Source organism: Streptomyces sp. NBC_00249, from assembly GCF_026342355.1.
GTDB lineage: Bacteria > Actinomycetota > Actinomycetes > Streptomycetales > Streptomycetaceae > Streptomyces.
Genome location: NZ_JAPEMV010000004.1, coordinates 375,695 through 396,481 on the forward strand (window position 1 = coordinate 375,695; position 20,787 = coordinate 396,481).

Here is a 20,787-nt window from a genome sequence, read left to right on the forward strand (position 1 = left end):
AAAGCACTGCCGGGGTGCTCCTCGGCAGCGTAGTTTTGGGCATAGTCCACAACGCGCCACTGAACAGCCTGCGAGGGGTCCCGTTGACCGTCCATCCCAGCCTTGAGCCCTATGCCGACGCGTGGACGCATTCCATCGAGGCGATAACCGAGCTGGTCCTCCCCCTCACCGAAGGCGAGTGGAACCGGCCCACCCCCTGCCCCGGCTGGTCCGTGCGCGACGTCGTCTCGCACATCATCGGCATCGAGTGCGAGCAGCTCGGGGACCCGCGGCCGATCCACACGCTGCCGCGCGACCTGCGGCACGTGGTGGACGAGTTCACCCGGTACATGGAAGTGCAGGTTGACGTCCGGCGCCACCACACCGCGCCGGAGATGACCTCCGAGCTGGAGTACACCGTCATCCGGCGCGCCCGTCAGCTGCGCAACGAGAAGCGGGATCCGGCCACGATGGTGCGCGGGCCGCTGGGCGACCAGGTGACGCTGGAGCACGCGCTGCGGCTGCGGGCCTTCGACGTGTGGATCCACGAACAGGACCTGCGGTGGGCGCTCGGCGTCCCGGGGAACTGGGACTCGCCCGGCGCGTACGTGGCGCGGGACCTCCTCCTCGCGGGGCTGCCGAAGGCCGTCGCGAAGGGCGCGGGCGCTCCCCCGAACTCGGCGGTCGTGGTGGACGTGCACGGGCAGCTGGAGTTCATGCGGACCGTACGGGTCGACGGGACGGGCCGGGCCACCCTGGAGAAGTCCCCTTCGCTGGGCCCGGCGGTGACGCTGACCCTGGACTGGGAGACGTACGTACGCCTCGCCGCGGGCCGGGTCCGGGCGCGTGCCGTGGCCGGCGACCGGCTGAAGGCGGAGGGCGACCCGGAGCTGGCCGAGGCCATCCTCGCGGCCTTCGCCGTCACCCCGTAGGAGCCCCGTAGGCCGGCCGGGCGGCAGGCCCCGCGTCAGACCCCGGCCGGGCGGGCGGGGGTCTCGGTGGCCTGCGCCGGGACCATGACCACCGGCCCGGCGGGCAGCCGGTCGCGCTCGCGGGCCAGGGCCCGGCCGCGCAGGCGCAGGATCTGGACCACGCCGAGGGCCTCCAGGACGAACACCGACGAGAAGGCGGTCCGGTAGTCGTCGCCGGTGGCGTCGAGCAGGACGCCCACCGCGAGGAGGGTCGTCATGGAGGCGAGGAAACCGCCCATGTTGGTGATTCCGGAGGCGGTGCCCTGACGTTCCGCCGGGTTGGCGGGCCGGGCGAAGTCGAAGCCGATCATCGAGGCCGGTCCGCAGGTGCCCAGCACCACGCACAGCGCGACCAGCAGCCACATCGGGGCCCGGTCCCCCGGGTAGGCGAGGACGGCGCCCCACAGGGTGGCGGTGAGCGCCACCGTGCCGAGGGCGAGCGGGATCCGCGCGGACTGGCGGCGGCCGACGATCTGCCCGTAGACCAGCCCGAAGCCCATGTTCGAAGCCACGACCAGGGTCAGCAGCCCGCCGGCGGTGGTCCGCGACAGGCCCTGCGCCTCGATCAGGAAGGGCATCCCCCACAGCAGCAGGAACACCATGGCCGGGAACTGCGTGGTGAAGTGCACCCACAGCCCGAGCCTGGTGCCGGGCTCCCGCCAGGAGTCGGCGATCTGGCGGCGTACGAAGCCCCCCGCGCGGCCCGCGGCGGGCGCGGCGGGTTCCGGCCCGAAGCCCTCGGGCTGGTCCCGCAGGAACAGCACCAGCGGCACCAGCACCACCAGCCCCGCCACCGCGCTGCCCGCGAAGGCCGGCACCCAGCCGACCCCGTGCAACACGGGCGCGAGCACCAGCGTGGACACCAGGTTGCCCGCCATGCCGACGAGCCCGGCCAGCTGCGCCATCAGCGGGCCGCGCCGGGCCGGGAACCAGCGGGTGCCGAGCCGCAGCACGGAGATGAAGGTCATCGCGTCGCCGCAGCCCAGCAGGGCGCGGGCGGCCAGCGCCATCCCGTAGGACGGCGACAGGGCGAAGCCGAGCTGCCCGGCGGTGAACAGGACGGCGCCCAGCGTGAGCACCTTCTTCGTGCCGAGCCGGTCCACCATCAGCCCGACGGGTATCTGCATGCCCGCGTACACCAGCAGCTGGAGGAGGGAGAAGGCGGCCAGGGCGGAGGCGTTGACCTGGAAGCGGTCCGCGGCGTCGAGCCCGGCGACGCCCAGGCTGGTGCGGAAGATGACGGCGACGAAGTAGACGGCGACGCCGATCGACCAGACGGCGACGGCCCTGCGCCCGCCCGGAGGGTCCTCGGGCAGGCCGGTCATCGGCCGGCCCCCCGCACCAGGGCCTCGACGCGCCCGATGTGCCCGCGCACGGCCCCGGCGGCGGCCTCCGCGTCCCCGGCGCGCAGCGCGTCCAGGATCCCGGCGTGCTCGGCGAGGGTGCGCTCCACCCGGTCGGGGTGCCCGTGCAGCAGGGCCGCGCCCATGCGCAGCTGACGGTCGCGGAGCTGGTCGTAGAGCCGGCACAGGATCTGGTTGCCGGCGGTGCGGACGATCTCGGCGTGGAAGCACCGGTCGGCGGTCGCCAGTGCGGCGAGGTCGCCGGACTCGGCGTGCCGGTGCTGCTCGGCGAGCAGTTCCGCGAGCCGCTCCAGCAGGGCGGGCGGCGCGGGCACGGCCTTGCGTACGGTGAACTCCTCGACCAGCAGCCGGGTTTCGATGACGTCGGCGATCTCCTGCGCGGAGACCGGCAGCACCAGCGCGCCCTTCTTCGGGTACAGCTTGAGCAGGCCCTCGGTCTCCAGCCGCAGCAGCGCTTCGCGCACCGGCGTACGGGAGACCCCGACGGCTTCGGCGAGTTCGCCCTCGGTGAGGAGGATCCCGCCCTCGTAGCGGCGGTCCAGGACGCCCTGCTTGACGTGCTGGTAGACGCGGTCGGCGGCGGGCGGCGGCTTCAGGGCGGGTGCGGCATGCGGGGTCGGCATGCGCACAGGATAGATACATCAGAGATACGTGGTGCGCGCCCGTCCGGGATGTGGGACGCACGGCCCGCTGCATCGAAGGATGTACCCCGCGTTCGTCCGCCGGCAGGACGTACCGGGCCCCGCGGCCCCGGACGCTGGAGTCATGGCCGACACCCTGCTCACCCCGGCGACCCGCGCGACCGCCCGGCTGCCCCTCCTCGACGTCCTGCGCGGCGCCGCCATCCTCGGCACGCTCATGACCAACGTCTGGATCTTCGCCTCCCCCGGGTCGGAGTGGTCCGTCCTCCAGGGCGGCCTCACCTCGCCCGACCCCGTCGCGGACCCTTCCGCCGCGAACATCGCCGAGACCGCGTTCCGTGCCCTCGCGGACGGCAAGTTCCTGGCCCTGCTCACGATCCTGTTCGGGGTGGGCCTGGCCATCCAGTACGACTCCGCCGCCCGCCGCGGCGACCCCTGGCCCGGCCGCTACTGGCGGCGCGCCGCCTTCCTCCTCCTGGAAGGCACCGTCCACTTCGTCCTCGTCTTCGCCTGGGACGTGCTGATGGGGTACGCCGTCACCGCCCTGCTCGTCGCCCGGCTGCTGGCGCGCTCGGAGAAGGTCCGGCGCCGGGCCATGTGGACGGCCGCCGCCGTGCACCTGACCCTGGTCTCCCTGCTGACCCTCGCCCTGGCGAGCGGGGACGACGGCGCGCCGAAGACCCCGGACCCGGACGCCGTCGCGCTGTACGCGCGGGGCGGCTACGGCGACCAGATCGCCTTCCGGCTGGAGAACTTCGCCGCACTGCGCATCGAGCCCGTCTTCTCCTTCGGACTGCTGGTCTTCCTCTTCCTCCTCGGCGTCCGGCTCCACCGCGCGGGCGCCTTCGCCCCCACCGGCGTCGGCCGCCGCATACGGGCCCGGATGGCCGCCTGGGGCCTGGGCCTCGGGCTGCCCCTGACCCTCGCGACCACCCTCGGCGGCGACGACTTCTTCGTCCTGGGCCGCTACGGCGTCGCGCCGCTGGTCGCCGTCGGCTACATCGGCCTGATCGGCTTGGCCCTCGACCGGCTGTGGGTCCCGAAGCCGGTCGTCACCGCGCTCGCCTCCGTCGGCCGCACCGCCCTGTCCTGCTACGTCGCCCAGAACCTGCTGTGCATGCTGCTCTGCTACGGCATCGGACTGGGCCTGGCCGCCCGCCTCGCCGACACCGGCCCCTGGTGGGTGATGGGCCTGTGGGCGGCCGTGGCCCTGACCCTGACGGCCGGTTCGTGGCTGTGGCTGCGCCGCTTCGACCGGGGCCCGCTGGAGTCCGTACAGCACCGGGCGCTCAGGCCCCGGCCGTCACGGTGACCTCCAGCAGGAACTCGTCGTACGGCGCCTCCTGCGGGTACGGCGGCCGCACCTGCGCGAAGCGGATCCGGGCCCGGCCGCCCGCCCGGACGGCACGCACCGTGTACGCCCGCTCCAGGGCCGCGCCCGGCTCCGCCCGCCGCCCGGCCGACTCCGGCCCCTCCGCGACCGACACCGCGTCCTCGTCACCGCCGACCCGCCAGGTCCACACGTAGCCGCGGGCCCCGCGCCCGGTCAGCCGCAGGGTGTACGACTCACCGGGCGCGAGCTCGATCTCCCGTACCTCCACCCCGCGGCTCCTCTCCTCGCGCATCTCACGCCGGGCCGATCACCGGCCCCTCGTGCCAGCCCGCGCCGTCGCGCCAGTAGTGCTGGAGCAGGCGGTCGGTGCGCAGGACGACGACTTCCAGGTTGAACCCGAAGCTGCCCTGGAGCATCCCGGTGACGGCGAGGACGTCGTGCCCGAAGACCGCGCCGCGGCTCCAGGGGGCGCCGGCGGCGTTGCCCCGCCACCAGTGCTCGACCCGGCCGTCGGCGACCGCGACGCACAGCTCGTAGTTCCCGGCGGTGTCCTCGTCGGCGGCCCCGTGCTGGCCCTCGATCAGGCAGGGCGCGGAGGTGGCGCCGCTGCCGAAGACCTCGCCGGGGCGCCAGGCGAAACCGTTCGGGTCGTCGCGCCACCACAGCTGCATCCGGCCGTCCGTCCGGGCGGCGACCAGGTCGAGGTGGCGGGCGCGGGTCTGGACGAGGGCCGGGCCGTAGTGGGCGATGCCGGAGGCGAAGCGGCCGCCGTCGTTCCAGGTCCAGGGGGCGCCGTTGATGCGCCACCAGTGGTTGAGGCGGCCGTCGGCGGTGCGGACGACCACCTCGAAGTTGCCCGGCTGGCCGTAGTCGCTCTGGATGAAGGCCGGGGTCGAGCCGAGGGCCGCGTCGCCCGGGCCGAAGGCGCCGCCGTCGCGCCAGACGCCGAAGGCCTGCTCGTAGTACCAGTGGCGCAGCCGGCCGCCGGTGGTGACGTGCAGGGACTCCATGTTGCGGTTGTAGGTGGTGCCGGTGAAGGCGGGCTGGCCGGAGGCGTCGCCGGCGTAGGTGGCCGCGCGGGACCAGGCGAACGGCGCGTCGCCCTCGCGCCACCAGTGCTGGAGCCGGCCGCCGCCCGCCGTCGCGGACATCTCGAAGTTGCGGTGGGCCCGGCCGTTGCCGCTCTCGTAGACGCTGCCGGTGTGCAGGCGGCGCTTGCTCCACGGGTCGATGTTGGTGCCGAGCAGGCCGCACTTGGCCCAGTAGTCGATGTTCACCTCGCCGTAGGCGATCCGGCCGTAGCCGCCGACGTGGTAGCCGGTCCCCCAGGAGTTCTTGAACAGCCAGCAGCCCGCCGCGTCGTCGTAGCCGACGACCAGCACGCAGTGGCCGCCCGCGAGCCGGTCGCTGGTGCGGTGGTACACGCCGGAGCCCAGCGCGAAGAAGTCGTCGTAGACGTCGAAGCAGGCCGTCAGCGGGCCGACGGTGTCCAGCCACACCTTCTGCTGCTCCACGTCGCCCAGGCGGACGTATTCGGTGATGCGGACGCTGCGGCCGGAGCGGTCCCAGCTCGGCGTGTACTCGGCGCGCCAGGCCTCGCGCCGCTCGGCGGGCAGGCCGGGGGGCGGGGTGCTGTACGGCCAGCAGTCCGGGTCCGCGAGGCCGCCGTTCTCCTGGATCCAGTCGAGGGCGGTCTCCGGGTTGCTGCCCTGCCCGCAGGTGAACTTCAGGCCGTCGTGGACGTCGCCCTCGGAGCGCTCCGCCCAGACGTCGTGCTCGATGCGGGCCATCGACTCGACGAGGCCGGCCGCGCCGAACGCCCAGCAGGAACCGCAGGGGTTCTGGTCCTTGACCTTGGTCAGCCACGGCCAGCCCCAGCGGCGGCGCCAGTCCACGGCGGCGGGCCGGCCGCCCGCCGTCGGTGCGTTGCCGGGCAGCAGGCCGTGCGCGGCCCGGCGGCGGGTCAGGTGCGGGTTGCCGCTCTCCCGGCCGACGAGCGCCCGCAGGTCCACCGCGCCCGCCTCGGCGGCGGGCGTCAGGTTCGCCCCCGGCTCCAGGCCGAGGGAGGGCCGGGGGACGGGGTCCGCGTCCGCGAGGTGCTCGCTGACCGACCACCTCGCCCCGCGCTCCGCGAGCCGCGCCCGCAACTCCCCCGCCGTCTGGACAGACTCCTCCGGCATACCCGGCCCCCCAGCTGCAACCCTCGATCGTGAGCCCCGGGAGCGTCTCCCCGCCACCGGGCCCCGTCAAGGGGGTCCGCACGGTCGCGCGGGGGCACGGGGGTCGTACGCTTCGGCGATGGAAACGGGGCGTACGGCACGGCAGTTGGGGATGATCGCGGAGGTCCGCGGGCTGGGGATCGAGGTGTGGCTGCGGGGCGGCTGGGCCATGGATTTCTGGCTCGGGGAGGTCACGCGGGAGCACGAGGACGTGGACTGGTTCGCGTGGGCGGACGACGGCGCCCGGCTGCGGGAGCGGCTCGTGGCCCTGGGGTACGAGGTCCGGCGCGCGGACGACCAGCAGCTGGACCTCGTACGTGACGGGGAGGAACAGAGCTTCGCCTTCGTCGCGCCGGGCCCGGCCGGAGCCGTGGTCGCGGCGGGCGGGCCGTGGGCGGGGACGGCCTGGCCCGCCGGGACCCTGCCGGAGGCGGAACCGGGGCGCCTGGGCGGGCTGGAGTGCCCGGTGGTGTCGCCCGGGGCGCAGATCGAGATCAAACGCATGATGCCGGTGTGGGTACCGGGACGTCCCCGGCGCCCGAAGGACGCCGAGGACATCGCCCGCCTGGAGGCGGCCCTGGCGGCGCGGGGACCCGGCCGGGCCGGGGCGTAGGGCGGGCCGGGGCGTAGGGCGGGCCGGGCGTGAAGGGACGAAGCCGTGACCGCGCCGAGGCGCTTCGGCTGGGCTCGATGGCAGGCCGACGCCCCAGGCGTCCGTCACCCTGCCGGGTCGCCCGCCAGCTCCTGCTCCCTCTCCGCCACCTGCTTGATCACGTTCTCGGCCAGCCCGCGGAACTCGCGGTAACACGTCTGCACGTACTTCTGGGTGCTCCCCAGCGCCCCGTCGGCCGCCTTCAGGTCGAACATCGGCTTCCGGGCGTCATGGGCCAGCGGCATGAGGCTCCGGTAGTTGCGCAAGGTGGCGATGCGGTGCGGGTCCCCCGCGTCCGCCGCCGGGCTCTCTCCGAGGACAGCCGCGGAGTACACCCAGGGAATGCGCTGCAACCAGCGCTCGTACGCCTTGACCGGACGGTCGAGCCGCATCTCCGGCTGCATGATCACATAGCCCAGCGGGATCATGGAGCCCTTGGGCGCGGAAATTCCCTGCGGCACCTTCGGCAGGATGAGCTGCTGCCAGCTGCCCCTCCACTCCCTCAGCGTCGGTCCCAGGTTGCTCAGACCTTTGAGGGAGAACAGGTCCGCGGCGAGCGGCATGAGGACCGTGTCCGCGCCGATGAGCGCGGCCCGGTTGATGGCCCCGAGGTTCGGCCCGACGTCTATGAGGATGATGTCGGCATCCACCGCTCGGGCCGCCTGCTCCACGATCCGGTGGAACGCCGTGGTCGTACGGATGGCGGCGACGTCACCGGCGAACGACTTGAACCACTCGGTGGACAGCTTGTCCTCGAAACGGCTGAGGTCCAGACTGCCCGGCAGGAGCCACAGCCCCGTCTTCAAGGACACCGGCTCCACGTGCGCGATGTCTCCCGTGCCCTCCAGGATGGGTCGCACGGCGTCGGCGATCGTCTGCCCCCCGCGAACGCGGCCCGTGCCGTGCAGTGCCGCCGGCGCGGCCCCCTGCGCGATCAGCTCGGAGGCGTTGTCCCACAGCTCCTCGATCTCGCTCTCGTCCAGGCACATGGACGTCAGATTGGCCTGGGGGTCGAGGTCCACCGCCAGGACGGTGTGTCCGTGCCTGCTGAGCATGTGCGCCAGATGGTAGGCGAGGGTCGTCTTCCCGACTCCACCCTTGTTGTTGAAGAGCGCGATGGATGCGGCGGCGGTCATTCGGCTCTCCTGATGGTCACGGCCCAGGACGAGTCGTCGACCTGAAACTCGGCGGGGGGATTTCCGTTGCGCTCCAGCGCTGCCCGCACACGGCCGATCCCCCGGCCGAAGCGGTTCACGTACCCGAGGCCCTTCAGGGCAGCGGCCAGTGAGGGATTCCGGTAGTCGGTGACACGGTCGAAATTGTCGTCCCTCACCTGCCCGTAGGGGCCTCCCGGATTCGTGACCTCGATCCGGTCATCGAACCAGACGATCCTCGTCGGAGCGTACGACGTCTCGTAGTTGCGGTGCATCAAGGCGTTCATGCAGATCTCGCGCAGCGCCTCGATCGGGTAGTCCGGCTGCTGCACTTCGCGGAAGCCTTCTCCTACGACCCTGGTCCGCAGATTGCTGCGCAGCAGCGGTTCGAGCCGGGCCGCGGTACCGATCAGGTTCTGCCGGAGTTCCTGGTCGTCGGCGATCGGCGCGTCGAGGTCGACGCCGTTGTACCTGACGAACTGGGTATAGGCCCCGGGCACTTCGCTCGACGGGTCCATCCCGACGGCCAGCAGGCCCAGCACGGTCGGAGCCCCGTCCGGGGTGGCCAGGTGCAGGGAGGACAGCTGGAGGATGACGGGCCGGCCGTTCTCCTCGATCACCTCCGGGTCGACCAGGGAGGGGAGGTACGAGCGCTGGAAGAGGTCGAGGTCGAGGTCCCCGAGGTCCGCACGCGGGACCTCCCTGGTATCGAAGGGCCCGTCCTTTGCCCGGCGGCGCTCGGACAGGACCCGTTCGTCCTCGCGGCTCGCTTTCCTCGTGGTCGGCCCGGGGCGGACCCACACCACGCCCTCAAAGCGCACCGGCAGGACCGCTGAGGCCTCGACGTGGATGTGCACCACCGGCTTTCCCCGGAAGCGGGCCTCCCGCACGGTGAAACTGGGGCGGTCCAGGATTCGCCCGTCGTCGCGCAGGTCGGTCAGAGCGAGCAGCGCACGATCACTCACGTCGACGCCGTCGACGGGCAGTCCTGCGTCGTCGACCCCGATCAGGATGTCACCGCCGCCGGCGCCCCCGAGGTCGTTGGCCATCGCGCACACGGCATTGCCGATGGCGTCGCCGCGCTTTCCCTCGCGCTTCGCGGTGCTCTTGAACTCAAGCGTGGTCGTCTCGCGGGTACCGAGGACATCTGCCAGATCGTCGTCACTCACGGTCCGCATTGTCTCAGTTCTCACTTGGTCGGACATCTGAGAACGTCCGGTTCCCCGGCTGTACCCCACGGCCCGGCATCCGAACGCTGCCGGGGCCGTGGGGAGGTACCGGGCGTCAGGGGACGGGCAGCGGGACCGGGGCCGGGACGGGTGGGAGCGCGGGGAGGCCCGGGAGGCCGAGGCCGGTGAGGAGGGCGACGAGGGCGGCGACCAGGTCGGTCACCACGTCGGTGACCTTGGCCTTGGCGTCGGTCGCACAGCCGCAGGGCCCGGCGACCTTGGCGAGGGCGTCGAGGGAGGCCTTGAGCTTGTCGAGGGCGGCGTTGACACCGTCGAGCGGCCCGGGCGCGGGCTTCGCCTTGGCGGCGCCGGTGATGATGGGCAGCTTGGGGGCGTCCACCGGGAGCTTGGGGGCATCCACCGGGAGCTTCGGCGGGTCCACCGGGAGCTTGGGGGCATCCACCGGGAGCTTCGGCGGGTCCACCGGGAGCTTGGGGGCATCCACCGGGGGTGCGGGGACCGGGAGGGCGGGGGTGGCCGGGAGGTTGGCCTTCAGGTCGGCCAGTGCCGAGTCGGCCTTCGCCTTGAGTGCGTTCAGGTCCGCCTCCGGGACCTTGCCGTCGGGGGACTTGAGGACGGCGGCCAGGAGGTCGGTGACGGGCGACAGCACCGCGCCCAGGCCGCCCAGCGACTGGACCTGCGCGAGCAGCGCCTCGGCCCCGGGGACGGCCTTCCCGGCGGGCGCGGCGGCGACGGGCGGGCGTCCGGGAGCGGCGGCGGCGCCCGCGAGGCCGGGGGACGCGGCCAGCAGGGTCACGCAGAGGGCTGCGGGGACGGTGTAGCGGGTGAAGCGGCGCAACGGATCTCTCCTTGTCCAGCGGGGACAGCGGGGCAAACGGGGACAGCGGTGACATGGGACGTGTCCCGGTCCACGTAGGGACAGCCCGCCGGGCCCCGCAACCGCAGCCCCGACCCGACCCCCGGGGACACGCCGGGCAACCGGCGTACGTACCGCCCTGACCAGCGGCGACACCGTCACCCGTGCGTGATGGCCCGTCAGGATGCAGGCGGCAGCGCCCCGCCGCCGAGGCCCGCCGCCCCGCCCAGCTGCCCCTGCCACCACGCGGCCACCTCCCCCTCGCCCATCGCCGCCCAGGCCGGGGTCCGCTCGACCTGCGCCCGCCCGAGCCGGCGCGCGAGGGCGACGAGGTCCCGGCCGGCCGGGCCGCGGGCCGCCTGGTAGTCGCGCAGCAGCTCCGCCCAGGACCCGGAGCGGCTCCAGGCCGCCCCGAACGCCGCCGCGTCCTGGAGGGCCTTGGCGGCGCCGCTGGTGTTGTGCGGGCGTACGACGGTGGCCGCGTCCCCCGCGAGGAGCAGCCCGGCGGCGGTGACGCGGGCGGTGTCGAGGTCGTAGATGGGCTGCACGAAGGTGTCGGCCGGGTCGGTCAGCGCGAGCGCCTGCCCCCAGTAGGGCGGGAACTCCCGTTCCAGCAGGGCCCGCAGGTGCTGCGCGAGCTCGGGGGTCAGGGCGCCGGCGGGGAAGCTGGTGGGGTCGTCGAAGCGCAGCCGGCCGTCCTGCGGGGGCGGCGCGTAGAGCACCCAGTTGAGGCGCGGGCCGTCGGGGCCGGGGATGCGGTAGATCACGCAACTCCCGCCCGGGAAGCAGACGGTGGTGACCGCGCGGGGGTGCGGGTCGGTGTCCCGGCCGAGCTGCGCGAGCCGCGCGGCGTCGAGGTTCCCGCGCCAGCACACGTACCCGGCGTACTGCGGCCGCGCCCCGGGGCAGACCGCCTCGCGGACCACGGAACGGTAGCCGTCCGCGCCGACGGCCAGGTCGTACCGTTCGACGGTCCCGTCGGCGAGCCGCACCTCGGCGCGGCCGGAGCCCCCGTCCACGCCCGCCACCGTCACGCCCTGCCGGAACTCGACCCCGTCCGGGGTGGCTTCGTACAGCCCGCGCCAGAGCAGCCCCCAGTGGTACGAGTGGAACGGGAACGGCTGCTCCCAGATGAGCCGCCCGCCCGCCGCGCCCGCATCCCGCACCACCCACCGGCGCCGCTCCAGCCGGTGCGCGGGGATCCCGCCGGGCAGCGCCCCGGCGGCGGCCAGCTCGGCGGCCCGGTCGTCGTGGACGCACAGCCCGAGCCCCCGGTCGGCGAGCCGCCCGCGCGTCCGCTCCAGCACGACGACCTCCCCGGCCCCCGCCCGCACCGCCGCCGAAGCGAACGCACACCCGGCGATGCTCCCGCCGACCACAGCCACCGTTCCGCCCCGCATGAGCACCTCGCATCAGATGTACGTCTGCCACATTCGCTACATGACTGAGCCGGTAGTCGCATCCATGGCCGAAGTACGCTCCCACCTCGCGGACGTCATCGACCGCGCCCGCCGCGACGGGACTCCCACCGTCATTACCCGCCGCGGCAAGGAAGAAGCCGTGCTGGTCGACATCGACGAGTACCGGCGCCTGCGACACCTCGCCGAACAGGCCGAGGACGCCTGGCTGGGCCGGCTGGCCGACGAAGCCGAGGCCGAGGGGACGGCCGGCTTCCTCTCGCTCGAAGCGATGGCCGCACAGTGCCGCTCCCCACATGGCTGAGCCCCGACACGACACCCAAGCCGGCCAGAGCCCGTCCGATCCACCCGGACCCACGACCCCTACGGCCCAGCGCCACCGCCGTCTACACCACGGCTCGGACCAGCAGCGTGCCCATGGTGCGCTTCTCGTGATCGGGGGCCGGAATGACGGTGATGGTCACGTCGGGGAACCCGTACTCCTTGAGGAGCGAGCACCAGGTATCGGGCTCGTAGTCCCACCGCTTCACGACGGCGGGGTCCTCGTCGGCGCCACGCGGGATATACGACGCCTGGCAGCCGTAGCAGCCTTCGACAGGGGGCCGCTGGGACAGGGCGAACACACCGCCCGGCTTGAGGTGCGCGCGAACGACGGGGAGCAACAGCCCGGGGTCGGTGAACCAGGCAGCGCCGAAGACGCTGTAGATCGCGTCGAAGACCGTGCTGGTGTCTCCGAGGTAGGTGAGGGCGTCGCCCCGGTACAACTCCAGGCCGTCCACGTCCGGCCACCGCTCACGTGCCTTGGCGAGCTGCCTCTCCGAGAGGTCGAGCCCTACCGACCGCATGCCCAGGGTGGCGAGGTGAGCGGCGTTCCCGCCGGAACCGCACCCGAGGTCCAGCGCACTGTCGCCCGGCTTTGACGCCAGCACTTCCGCCCCGGGGCCGTGGTCGGCGTACTGGGTCCAGTTGAACCACGTGGTCTCACCGTTGGCATTGGTCCGTCGCCGCTGGGGCTTGCTCTGCGCGTAATGGTCCCAAGCGGCACTGCGGTTGTCAGTCACTGCCGGTCCGTTCTCGTCAATGGCGACAGCCGCCCGGCGCGATACCGGGCGGCTGGCGTTGGCGGGTTGCTAACTCACGGGGCTGTCGGAGCAGCCGGCATAGCTCTGGGAGCAGTCAGCGGCCCCCTCGTTCGGCCAGAACTCGGCGTCGATGCCGAAACCGGCCGCGCGGATCGTCTCCACCGTCCGGGCCAGGGCCTTGCGGCCCTCCTTGGGGTTGTGCCGGCTCCGGTCGGGGACGTGGTGGATGAACGCGCCGAGGGCCTCGCAGAAGTCAGCGTACGGCTTCGTGTGGAGCACGAAGCCGTGCCAGAACAGGTCCACGCGAAGGCTCGGGGTCATCTTGCCGTCTGTCATGCGGGTGGCAGCGAGGAACGCGATCAGCTGGTTCACGCCGCGCTCGCCGAGCTCGCCGGTCAGCTCCGGCCAGTAGTCCTCACGGACGAACGTGATGAGGTCGGCCCGCAGCTCGGGGCCGATGAGGTCCTGAACCTCGGAGAGGTTCAGTCGGGTCAGTCGGGTGATCGTCATGTCTGTGCCTTCCTGGTCTCGGGGAAGCGTCGAGGGCACGTGCACGCCGGCCGAGCGGCGGACGCTGCCCCTGCTGTGGGACACCCGCACCGTCGTAGCCGTTGCTCTCCCTCCTGGTGCTGCCCGGTCCTGTTGAAGGGTTCGATGTTCGCCCTGGAGGCCGGGTCGGAGCGACGACGGAGCGGGCGTCACCGGGACGTCACTGAGATGGGCGTCAATGACACCTACAAGGGCGTCAATTAGGTGTCATTAGGCGGCAGTTCGTTCTAGCTTTGACGTCATGACGACGACCGCCGTGGTGCCGAATGATGTGCTCCGGGCCGTGCGTATCGGCCTGCGGATGAGCCAGGACGACTTCGCCAAGGCGATCCGCCGGGCAGGTGCAGAACTGGGTGAGCCCAACGAGGCCTCGAAGCGTCTGGTGCAGCGCTGGGAGGCCGGTACGAGCAAGACGCCCCGAGGTGTGTACGCCAGGGCGTTAGAACGGGTCACGGGCCGTCCGGTCGAGGCCCTGGGCTTCACCCTGCCGGTACCGATGGCCAGGGTCCACGCAGACGGGACGGGAGGGCATGACATGGACGCGGGAGCGGGTGGGGTCACTTCCGCCGCTGTAGGCGCTCAGACGGCCGCACGGGCAGCCGCCGAAGCGTTCTCGGGGGTGTGGCTCAGCCGGTACGAGTTCTACTCGTCCAGCCGGGCCGAGACGTACGAGGGCAAGCACTACGTCGTGCTCGTCCAGCACGGAAACCGGCTGACCGCTCAGAGCCTGCCGGGGGCGTCCAGCAACCCGGACAGCCCGCTCACCCTGGATCTCACCGTGGACCGGAACGTCGTCACGGGGTCGTGGGTCGAGCAGACCGCTTCGGACGGCTACTACAACGGAGCCCGGTACCACGGAGCGATTCAGCTCCTGGTCGAGCCGACCGGCCGACGCATGGCCGGGAAGTGGGTCGGCTTCGGGAAGGACTTCGACGTGAACACGGGGCCGTGGGAGCTGCGGCTGGTGGACCGCTCCACGTCGAAGGCCGCCCTGGAGCAGTACAGCCGGGCCCCCGAGTAGGCACCGGAATGCCGAAGGCCCAGGAGCGGGGCCTCGGGTCACGCGGACAGGGCCTCGCGGATGCGGGTGAGGGAGGGGTTGGTGAGGACCGTTTCTGTGCCGGTCGGGGAGACGACGCGGACCGTCGGCACCGTTTCGTTGCCGTCGTTGACGCCGCGCACGAAGGCCGCCGCCTCCGGGTCCCGCCAGATGTTCACGGGACGGTACGGGGTCCCGGTGAGCCGGAGCTTGCTCCAGAGCGCGATGCAGAACGCGCAGCCGGGCCGCCAGTAGACGGTTATCCCGGGATTCACCGCGCGCCCGCGAACGCCGCCCAGGCGGTGGGGGTGACCTCGATGACGGGCCCGTCGGTCTGCTTACTGTCCCGGACCGCGACCACGCCGGCGACGTTCGTGGCCACTTCGACGCACTCGGTGTTGGCCTGGCCTTCGCTGTAGCTGGACTTCACGAACTCGAACTGGTTCACGGTCTTACATACCTTTGCTGATGGCGTCGATCAGGTTCACCGAGTCGTGCGGTGCAAGGCTCAGCCGTGAAACCTGGGCGAACGCGCGGGTGTAGGCAGCATTGGCTTCCGCCCCTTCTGCCCACAGGGTAGAGCCGATGGCCTCGGCGTAGCCGACTTCCAGCGCCCCGGGCTCCGAGAACGACACGATGTTGAACGAGCCGTTGGCACCGTGATAGGTCCCCGTGCGGAACGGCAGAACCTGCACGTGGACGTGCGGCAGTCGCGCCACCTCCACCAAGTGGTCGAGCTGTGCGCGCATCACATCGGGGCCACCGACCTGCTGGCGCAGCGCCGCCTCCCACAGCACCGCATGGAACTCCAGAGGCCGGTCACCCGACAGTCGCGCCTGCCGCTTGATCCGTGAGCTCACCAGCGCCTCGATCTCATCGGGATGTGTCCAATTCGAGGTGACACCCAACGCCCGGATGTACTCCGGGGTCTGGAGCAGCCCGGGCACGAGGGCCAGCTGCCACGTGCGGATGCGTGTGGCGACCTCCTCCATCGCGATGTACTCGCCCAGACCGCCCACGATGGGCATCTGCTGCCACCAGCCCTTGGCCTTGCGGCGCTCGCGGTCCAACTTCGCCAGGGACAGCAGGCTGTCGACGTCCGCCTCGTCCGTCACGCCGTACAGCTTGCACAGGGCGACGATGTCGGGATCCCGGAACGGCACCCAGCCGCGCTCCATCTTTGCGATCTTCGCCGCAGTCGCACTGAGCACCTGCGCCGCTTGCGGCTGCGTCAGCCCTGCCGCGTCCCGCAACCGCAGCAGCTCGCCACCCAGCCTCCGAGCGAGCACCGTCGACACCCGGTTGTCCGTGGGCACTTGATCCACCTCCTCGTACCTGACGCAGTCTTCACCGCGCGGAGCGAACGACACAACTACTCCCTGGGGATAGATTTCCCCGGAATAGCTTGCACCCCCATCCAAGGCGGCCCTACCGTCGGTGACGAACTGCTCACCGCGCAGCATCAGTTGGCGGAAGCGCACCGGACTGCCCGCGCGGCAGCGCCCCGGCATGCCACCGCCCCACCGGAGGTGCACCCACATGGACATGGACGGGCTCCAGCGGTACGACGTACGGAACTACCCGCCCCGCCAGGACTCGGTACCGGCGGCCCGCCGCCGCGCCGCGTGGCTCGCGGTGGCGTGGGGGCAGCCCGGGATCGCGGCGGACGTGGCGCTCGTGACCAGCGAGCTGACCACCAACGCGCTGCTGCACGGCTCGGTCGCCGACCGGTACCTGCGGGTGGAGCTGCGGCTCACCGGAGCAGTGCTCCGCATCGAGGTCACCGATCCGAAAGGCGAGCGGCGCCCCGAACCGAGGGCGGCCGGGCCCGGGGACCGGTTCGGGCGGGGGCTGCACATCGTCGGGGCGCTCACCCGCGACTGGGGGGTCAGCGAGCGGGTGGTCGGGAAGACCGTATGGGCGGAGCTGGGGCCGGAGGGAGCCGGATAAAGTCAGCCGTATGGATGGTGGCTGGACGGCGCCGAGCGCGATCGAGAGAGAGCTGTACGAGGCGAAGGCCCGGGGGGACTGGGCCGCGTACCTGGACACCCTCGCCCGCTCCCAGCTGTTCCTCGCGCAGCCCCGCGCCCGGGCCGACGCCGAGCCGGACACCGTGCGCTTCTACCCCACCCCGCACAACGCGCTCGTCGTCCACACCGCCGGCACCCTGCCCGTGCCCACCCCCGAGACGGTGTACGAGTCGCAGAGCCTGCGCTGGTTCGCGAAGGTCTGGGCCCCGACCGACCCCGCCTACCTCGCCGTGAACCCGGGCACGCCCTGCGAGGCCTACCTCACGACCACCCCCGCCGACGTCGCCCGCTGGCGTGCCCACGCCGAGACGGCCACCACGTACGGCCTCGCCGAGAACCGGGTCCACGCCCTGTTCACCGGCGGCCCGCTGCACGGCCCCGTCGCCCACGGCCTCGCCGTCGGCGGCCATCTCGCCGTCACCAACCGGGAGTTCTGGAACGCCCTCGCCTACCACGGCAACGGCTACCAGCGGCAGCGCGAGCGCCTGCGCGAGAGCTGGGACATCACCGACCGCACCGGCTGGCTACAGACCCTCGAAGCCCTGCTCGGCGCCCGCGTGGTCAGCCCCGTCTGGGAGTACGCCCTGCGCGTGCGCCGGGTCCTGGCCTCCGACTTCGCCGGGCCCGTCGACGTCGAGCACTGGCGGCACGCCGCCGAGGCCGGCCTGCGCCGCAGCGCCGAGCTGGCCGCCGAACCGCAGCTCACCCCCGACGGGGTCACCCTCGCCGAGCCGCGCCCCTCCGCCGAGGTCGAGGGCGAGATCGCCGGGGTGCGCCGGCTCATCGGCCGGATCGCCCGCTACGAGCAGCGCTTCCGCGCCGACGGGCTGCTGCCCGAGGACGGCTGGGTCCGCTCCGCCCTGGCCTGGGACCAGGGCCGCGCCTCCCAGATGGCCCGCTGGGGCCTCGGCGCCCGCTACGGCACCCTCGAGGACGCCGAGCGGGGCGTCCTGCGCGCCGGGGAGGCGGCCCGGGGGACGTACCGCTCGTGGGAGGAGTTCTCCGCCGGGTACGTCCTGGGGAGGTGCCTGCACTTCGACGAGGAGGAGTTCGGGGACTGGTACACCGGCGGCCTCGCCGCGCACCTGCTGCTGACCACCGATCCGGCCAGCCCATGGGTCAACATCCCCTGGAAGCCGTGAACTTCGGTTAGTCCTCAGGCGTGGCTCGAAACCACCCCGTGCGGCACGTCGGGCCCAATTACCCTCGGCCGCATGACTATTGCGCTGAACGACACCGTGCGACAGCTCCTCGACGCCCCGCACCCGGCGGTCCTCTCCACCCTCAACCCCGACGGCGCCCCGCAGAGTTCGGTGGTCTGGGTCAGCCGTGACGGCGACGACCTGCTGATCTCCACCGAGCGCGGCCGCCGCAAGGAGCTGAACATCGCCCGCGACGCCCGCGTCGGCCTGACCGTCTTCGACCTCGCCAACCCCTACCTCTACGCCGAGATCCGCGGCACCGCCACCCTCACCGAGGACATCGGCCGGGCGGTCGCCGGCCGCATAGCCGAGGAGTACGTGGGCGCGGAAGCCGCGAAGGACTACCTGGACCCCTCGGACGGTGCGGTACGCGTGGTCGTGCGCATCACCCCGACCAAGGTCCTCGGGAACGCCGCCAAGGCCTAGGCCGACAGGACCTGGGCCGCACCGGTCGCGGGGGCCGCCGTCCGGTGCGGCCGCCCGCGACCGTCCCGGCCCGCGCGGTGGGCCGCGTGGTCGAACATCCAACCGAGACAAGATCGAGCCGGAAGCGGAAGCCCGACTACGCCGAGGCAGCCCCAGGGATGTGTATCCGGACACCCCCGCACACCCGGCCGGGAGCCCGGCCGCCGCACCCCGTCCGCGATCTTGACCTCAGTGGATCAAGAGAAACCGCACCTGAACCGCCCACCCGCCCCGGGGCCGCGCCTCGCCCGCACATGATCACTTACGTGGTCAGCGGCCTCTGTCCGGTTGTCACCAGGTGGCGAGTTCAGCTCGCTGTGCACTTGGCTACTGATGCGTAGCGTCACCGACCTGCGACGCAGGGAGGGACGAAAGAGCATGGGCGACAGCAGCGCGAGGAACGATGTGGGCACGGCCTACATCAACGACGTATTCATGCGCCACCCACTGACCACACGGAACCAGGAAGAACTCGACATCGCCGCCAGGGCCGCCGGCATCCTGGAGCGGAATCTGCTCAGGAACGCGTTCAAGCGGACTCCCCAGGCGGGGGGAAAACAGATCGATCCCGTCGGGTTCTCCCTGAACCAGGTGCGCTACGGCGGATTCCCGCAGGACGAACAGAACGCGCGCGAGCGCGGCTGGCGCGCCTTCATGAACGTCGGCGTACCCGTCATCGAGGAGCGGAGCGACATCCAGCAGCCGCCCCCCGACATGATTTCCAAGCAGACGTACATCAACGGGACAGACCCGATCAAAATCACCGTGACGGACACGGTCGAATTCTCGATCTCGAACACGGTCAGCTGGTCGCTCCAGGGGGAGGTGAAACTCACCTTCGGGGCGAAGTCCATCGCGTCGCTCCAGCAACAGCTCCAGAAGAGCATGGAGATGAAGCAGTACCAGAAGACCACCCTGCTCAACAGCAAGGACAACCAGGGCGTCAACACGGAGTCCCAGACCGAGGCCACGAGCAACACCCAGGCCACGAGTTCCGTCACCGGCACCGGGGAGCTGTGGGGAGAGCTGGCGCTCGGGATCACCGGCTCCATCAGCGGTTCGCTGACCACCGAATGGAAGCACGTGTCGTCGGTCAGTTTCGACGTCATGAGCCGGGCGGACGTCATGGCCACGACGCGGCGCCAGATCCGCCAGTTCGACTACGAATTCCCCGTCACCTTCGGCGGCTGGGTCGCCTTGTACTATCCCGATCCGGTCGAGGTCAAGGAAACCGCCAAGCAGGGCACAGAACCGAAATATTCCAAGGTCATCGCGTGGAAACTCGGCGAATCCGCCCTCGATGGAAGCCGATTCGACCTGGCTGACGAAAAGAAGCGGTTCATGCAGAAGGGGACGGCAGAGACCGTCGCCGTCCGTGCCGGAGAACACCGCGTTTTCCAGCCGGAAGTGCTCGATTACCAGAACCAGAAGCAGCCGCTCTAGGAGTTAATCCCATGTCCTTCAAGAACATCTTCGACAACGGCGGGGACGAGGCCGGCTCCGCCGACCAGTCCGCCCAGAAGCTCAACCAGGACACTCCGGGAGCCGGCGACGTCTCGGAGGCCGTGCGCAAGCTGGAGAGCGAGCGCGACCCGTGGCTCGTACGCCAGACCGCGCACGGGGCCTTCGACGTCATGGGCTTCCTGGGCCCGCTCTTCCACAACGCCCAGGGCATGGCCGCCGCACAGCGCCAGGTCTCCGAGGACCCGGGCTCGGCGTCCACCATGGCCTCGTCGACCACGAAGGCCTTCGGACCGCCGACGGTGAGCATCGGCGACGAGGACATGCCCAAGCTCGAAGACCTGTCGAAGCTCCTGGCCAACAAGAGGAGCTACACCCTCATCGCGACGGGTCTGGGCACCTCCGAGGGCCTGGCGGTCGACCCCGCGCTCGACACGGCGTACGTCGGCGACCGGGGCGGCCTGAAGCTGACCGCGGTGAAGATCTCCACCGGCGCCACGCGCGTGGCCGCGAGCGCCCTGGGCGACATCGGCGACGTGGCAGTGGACCGCCAGGGCAGGGCCTGGACCACCGACTGGTCCGGCAACCGCCTGCTCGCGGTGGACCTGTCCACCGGCTCCTCCCGCAAGCTCGCCGACATCACGGGCCCGTACGGCGTGGCCCTGGACGGTGTGGGGAAGGCGTACGTGGCCACCTGGAACGACGGCCACCTGATCGCGGTCGACCTGGCGGGCGGGCAGAAGACCACGATCTCCACCGCTCTGGGCTCGGGCCTCGGCGGCGTGGCACTCGACGGGAAGGGCAAGGCGTACGTCGGCCAGAAGGACGGCAGCGGCAAGCTCTACGAGGTCGACCTCGGCAACGGCACCCACCGCGTCGTGACCACCCTCGCCGGCGCGACCACCATCCGCGTGGAACTCGACGGCGCGGGCCGGGCCTACACCATCGACCACGCGGGCGGCCGGCTCTACGAGATCACCCTCGCCGACGGCGCCCAGCGCGTGGTGGCCTCCGGCCTGGGGGCCTGCGAGGGGCTCGCGCTGGACACCGTCAACGGCTGGATCTACGTCAGCAACCGTGAAGGCCAGCTGTGGCAGATCGACCAGCGCGCCGTCCAGGCCCTGGGCGGCGTCGGCAAGGTCGTGCCGTAGGGCCTTCCGGCATACGCGGTACGGCAGGGAC

23 protein-coding genes are annotated in these 20,787 nt (G+C 71.9%); 10 read left to right on the forward strand and 13 right to left on the reverse strand.

Annotated features, from left to right (window positions below; genetic code table 11):
* Positions 1-83: 83 nt before the first annotated feature.
* Positions 84-911 carry a maleylpyruvate isomerase family mycothiol-dependent enzyme gene (locus OOK31_RS20050; RefSeq protein ID WP_267088657.1) on the forward strand — a complete coding sequence of 276 codons (828 nt, stop codon included), beginning with the start codon at positions 84-86 and terminating at the stop codon, positions 909-911.
* A 35-nt stretch (positions 912-946) separates the two neighbouring features.
* Here the strand turns inward: OOK31_RS20050 and OOK31_RS20055 are convergent, their stop codons facing one another.
* A complete protein-coding gene (locus tag OOK31_RS20055; protein ID WP_267088658.1) occupies positions 947-2,275 on the reverse strand; it encodes a nitrate/nitrite transporter in 1,329 nt (442 codons plus the stop codon).
* Positions 2,272-2,937 carry a GntR family transcriptional regulator gene (locus OOK31_RS20060; RefSeq protein ID WP_267088659.1) on the reverse strand — a complete coding sequence of 222 codons (666 nt, stop codon included), beginning with the start codon at positions 2,935-2,937 and terminating at the stop codon, positions 2,272-2,274. The genes OOK31_RS20055 and OOK31_RS20060 overlap by 4 nt, the downstream gene beginning before the upstream one ends.
* Positions 2,938-3,079: 142 nt before the next feature.
* On the opposite strand from OOK31_RS20060, the gene OOK31_RS20065 reads away from it, so the two are divergent.
* Entirely contained in the window at positions 3,080-4,267 is a 1,188-nt protein-coding gene (locus OOK31_RS20065) for a DUF418 domain-containing protein (protein ID WP_267088660.1), read from the forward strand.
* On the opposite strand, the gene OOK31_RS20070 is transcribed toward OOK31_RS20065, so the two are convergent.
* Positions 4,245-4,556, reverse strand: a complete 312-nt coding sequence (locus OOK31_RS20070; protein WP_267088661.1) for a protease inhibitor I42 family protein — start codon at positions 4,554-4,556, stop codon at positions 4,245-4,247. The two genes, OOK31_RS20065 and OOK31_RS20070, sit on opposite strands and share 23 nt — an antisense overlap.
* Positions 4,557-4,581: 25 nt before the next feature.
* A complete protein-coding gene (locus tag OOK31_RS20075; RefSeq protein ID WP_267088662.1) occupies positions 4,582-6,468 on the reverse strand; it encodes a C1 family peptidase in 1,887 nt (628 codons plus the stop codon).
* A gap of 118 nt (positions 6,469-6,586) precedes the next feature.
* On the opposite strand from OOK31_RS20075, the gene OOK31_RS20080 reads away from it, so the two are divergent.
* The gene (locus tag OOK31_RS20080) at positions 6,587-7,120 is read left to right on the forward strand and encodes a nucleotidyltransferase domain-containing protein (RefSeq protein WP_267088663.1); all 534 of its coding nucleotides are present in this window, start codon (positions 6,587-6,589) and stop codon (positions 7,118-7,120) included.
* Between the two features lie 104 nt (positions 7,121-7,224).
* On the opposite strand, the gene OOK31_RS20085 is transcribed toward OOK31_RS20080, so the two are convergent.
* The 4 genes from OOK31_RS20085 to OOK31_RS20100 all read right to left on the reverse strand — a co-directional run bounded on the left by OOK31_RS20085 (position 7,225) and on the right by OOK31_RS20100 (position 11,759).
* Positions 7,225-8,295, reverse strand: a complete 1,071-nt coding sequence (locus OOK31_RS20085) for a ParA family protein (RefSeq protein ID WP_267088664.1) — start codon at positions 8,293-8,295, stop codon at positions 7,225-7,227.
* Entirely contained in the window at positions 8,292-9,491 is a 1,200-nt protein-coding gene (locus OOK31_RS20090; protein ID WP_267088941.1) for an ATP-binding protein, read from the reverse strand. Before OOK31_RS20090 ends, OOK31_RS20085 begins: the two co-directional genes overlap by 4 nt.
* A 106-nt stretch (positions 9,492-9,597) precedes the next feature.
* On the reverse strand, positions 9,598-10,341 hold the full coding sequence (locus tag OOK31_RS20095) for a hypothetical protein (protein ID WP_267088665.1): 744 nt from the start codon (positions 10,339-10,341) through the stop codon (positions 9,598-9,600).
* A gap of 197 nt (positions 10,342-10,538) precedes the next feature.
* A complete protein-coding gene (locus tag OOK31_RS20100; RefSeq protein ID WP_267088666.1) occupies positions 10,539-11,759 on the reverse strand; it encodes a monooxygenase in 1,221 nt (406 codons plus the stop codon).
* Between the two features lie 40 nt (positions 11,760-11,799).
* On the opposite strand from OOK31_RS20100, the gene OOK31_RS20105 reads away from it, so the two are divergent.
* Positions 11,800-12,081 carry a type II toxin-antitoxin system Phd/YefM family antitoxin gene (locus OOK31_RS20105; protein WP_267088667.1) on the forward strand — a complete coding sequence of 94 codons (282 nt, stop codon included), beginning with the start codon at positions 11,800-11,802 and terminating at the stop codon, positions 12,079-12,081.
* 82 nt (positions 12,082-12,163) lie between these two features.
* Here OOK31_RS20105 and OOK31_RS20110 read toward each other — a convergent pair whose 3' ends face one another.
* Positions 12,164-12,838 (reverse strand): class I SAM-dependent methyltransferase, encoded by a 675-nt coding sequence (locus tag OOK31_RS20110; RefSeq protein WP_267088668.1) that lies wholly within the window; start codon positions 12,836-12,838, stop codon positions 12,164-12,166.
* A 69-nt stretch (positions 12,839-12,907) separates the two neighbouring features.
* A complete protein-coding gene (locus OOK31_RS20115; RefSeq protein ID WP_267088669.1) occupies positions 12,908-13,369 on the reverse strand; it encodes a hypothetical protein in 462 nt (153 codons plus the stop codon).
* 280 nt (positions 13,370-13,649) lie between these two features.
* Between OOK31_RS20115 and OOK31_RS20120 the strand changes: the two genes are divergently transcribed.
* On the forward strand, positions 13,650-14,429 hold the full coding sequence (locus OOK31_RS20120; protein ID WP_267088670.1) for a DNA-binding transcriptional regulator: 780 nt from the start codon (positions 13,650-13,652) through the stop codon (positions 14,427-14,429).
* Positions 14,430-14,467: 38 nt separating this feature from the next.
* On the opposite strand, the gene OOK31_RS20125 is transcribed toward OOK31_RS20120, so the two are convergent.
* Genes OOK31_RS20125 through OOK31_RS20135 form a run of 3 tightly spaced genes read right to left on the reverse strand, consistent with a single transcriptional unit; the run spans position 14,468 to position 15,763 of the window.
* Positions 14,468-14,722 (reverse strand): glutaredoxin domain-containing protein, encoded by a 255-nt coding sequence (locus tag OOK31_RS20125; RefSeq protein WP_267088671.1) that lies wholly within the window; start codon positions 14,720-14,722, stop codon positions 14,468-14,470.
* Positions 14,719-14,895, reverse strand: coding sequence for a DUF397 domain-containing protein (locus OOK31_RS20130; RefSeq protein ID WP_267088672.1), 177 nt, complete (start codon positions 14,893-14,895; stop codon positions 14,719-14,721). The genes OOK31_RS20125 and OOK31_RS20130 overlap by 4 nt, the downstream gene beginning before the upstream one ends.
* A 4-nt stretch (positions 14,896-14,899) precedes the next feature.
* A complete protein-coding gene (locus OOK31_RS20135; RefSeq protein ID WP_267088673.1) occupies positions 14,900-15,763 on the reverse strand; it encodes a helix-turn-helix transcriptional regulator in 864 nt (287 codons plus the stop codon).
* A 223-nt stretch (positions 15,764-15,986) separates the two neighbouring features.
* Between OOK31_RS20135 and OOK31_RS20140 the strand changes: the two genes are divergently transcribed.
* From OOK31_RS20140 to OOK31_RS20160, 5 genes are all read left to right on the forward strand, one after another.
* On the forward strand, positions 15,987-16,397 hold the full coding sequence (locus OOK31_RS20140; RefSeq protein WP_323188233.1) for an ATP-binding protein: 411 nt from the start codon (positions 15,987-15,989) through the stop codon (positions 16,395-16,397).
* Positions 16,398-16,407: 10 nt separating this feature from the next.
* Positions 16,408-17,619, forward strand: a complete 1,212-nt coding sequence (locus tag OOK31_RS20145) for a DUF1266 domain-containing protein (protein WP_267088674.1) — start codon at positions 16,408-16,410, stop codon at positions 17,617-17,619.
* Positions 17,620-17,691: 72 nt separating this feature from the next.
* The gene (locus OOK31_RS20150; RefSeq protein WP_267088675.1) at positions 17,692-18,105 is read left to right on the forward strand and encodes a PPOX class F420-dependent oxidoreductase; all 414 of its coding nucleotides are present in this window, start codon (positions 17,692-17,694) and stop codon (positions 18,103-18,105) included.
* A 417-nt stretch (positions 18,106-18,522) separates the two neighbouring features.
* Entirely contained in the window at positions 18,523-19,587 is a 1,065-nt protein-coding gene (locus OOK31_RS20155; protein ID WP_267088676.1) for a gluconolaconase, read from the forward strand.
* Positions 19,588-19,598: 11 nt separating this feature from the next.
* Positions 19,599-20,756 (forward strand): hypothetical protein, encoded by a 1,158-nt coding sequence (locus OOK31_RS20160; RefSeq protein ID WP_267088677.1) that lies wholly within the window; start codon positions 19,599-19,601, stop codon positions 20,754-20,756.
* Positions 20,757-20,787 lie beyond the last annotated feature (31 nt).

Coding starts and splice junctions, on each gene's coding strand:
- OOK31_RS20055 (WP_267088658.1), bottom strand. CDS start 2,275: ATGACCGGCCTGCCCGAGGACCCTCCGGGCGGGCGCAGGGCCGTCGCC.
- OOK31_RS20060 (WP_267088659.1), bottom strand. CDS start 2,937: ATGCCGACCCCGCATGCCGCACCCGCCCTGAAGCCGCCGCCCGCCGCC.
- OOK31_RS20065 (WP_267088660.1), top strand. CDS start 3,080: ATGGCCGACACCCTGCTCACCCCGGCGACCCGCGCGACCGCCCGGCTG.
- OOK31_RS20075 (WP_267088662.1), bottom strand. CDS start 6,468: ATGCCGGAGGAGTCTGTCCAGACGGCGGGGGAGTTGCGGGCGCGGCTC.
- OOK31_RS20080 (WP_267088663.1), top strand. CDS start 6,587: ATGGAAACGGGGCGTACGGCACGGCAGTTGGGGATGATCGCGGAGGTC.
- OOK31_RS20085 (WP_267088664.1), bottom strand. CDS start 8,295: ATGACCGCCGCCGCATCCATCGCGCTCTTCAACAACAAGGGTGGAGTC.
- OOK31_RS20090 (WP_267088941.1), bottom strand. CDS start 9,491: ATGCGGACCGTGAGTGACGACGATCTGGCAGATGTCCTCGGTACCCGC.
- OOK31_RS20100 (WP_267088666.1), bottom strand. CDS start 11,759: ATGCGGGGCGGAACGGTGGCTGTGGTCGGCGGGAGCATCGCCGGGTGT.
- OOK31_RS20105 (WP_267088667.1), top strand. CDS start 11,800: ATGACTGAGCCGGTAGTCGCATCCATGGCCGAAGTACGCTCCCACCTC.
- OOK31_RS20115 (WP_267088669.1), bottom strand. CDS start 13,369: ATGACGATCACCCGACTGACCCGACTGAACCTCTCCGAGGTTCAGGAC.
- OOK31_RS20120 (WP_267088670.1), top strand. CDS start 13,650: ATGACGACGACCGCCGTGGTGCCGAATGATGTGCTCCGGGCCGTGCGT.
- OOK31_RS20140 (WP_323188233.1), top strand. CDS start 15,987: ATGGACATGGACGGGCTCCAGCGGTACGACGTACGGAACTACCCGCCC.
- OOK31_RS20145 (WP_267088674.1), top strand. CDS start 16,408: ATGGATGGTGGCTGGACGGCGCCGAGCGCGATCGAGAGAGAGCTGTAC.
- OOK31_RS20150 (WP_267088675.1), top strand. CDS start 17,692: ATGACTATTGCGCTGAACGACACCGTGCGACAGCTCCTCGACGCCCCG.
- OOK31_RS20155 (WP_267088676.1), top strand. CDS start 18,523: ATGGGCGACAGCAGCGCGAGGAACGATGTGGGCACGGCCTACATCAAC.
- OOK31_RS20160 (WP_267088677.1), top strand. CDS start 19,599: ATGTCCTTCAAGAACATCTTCGACAACGGCGGGGACGAGGCCGGCTCC.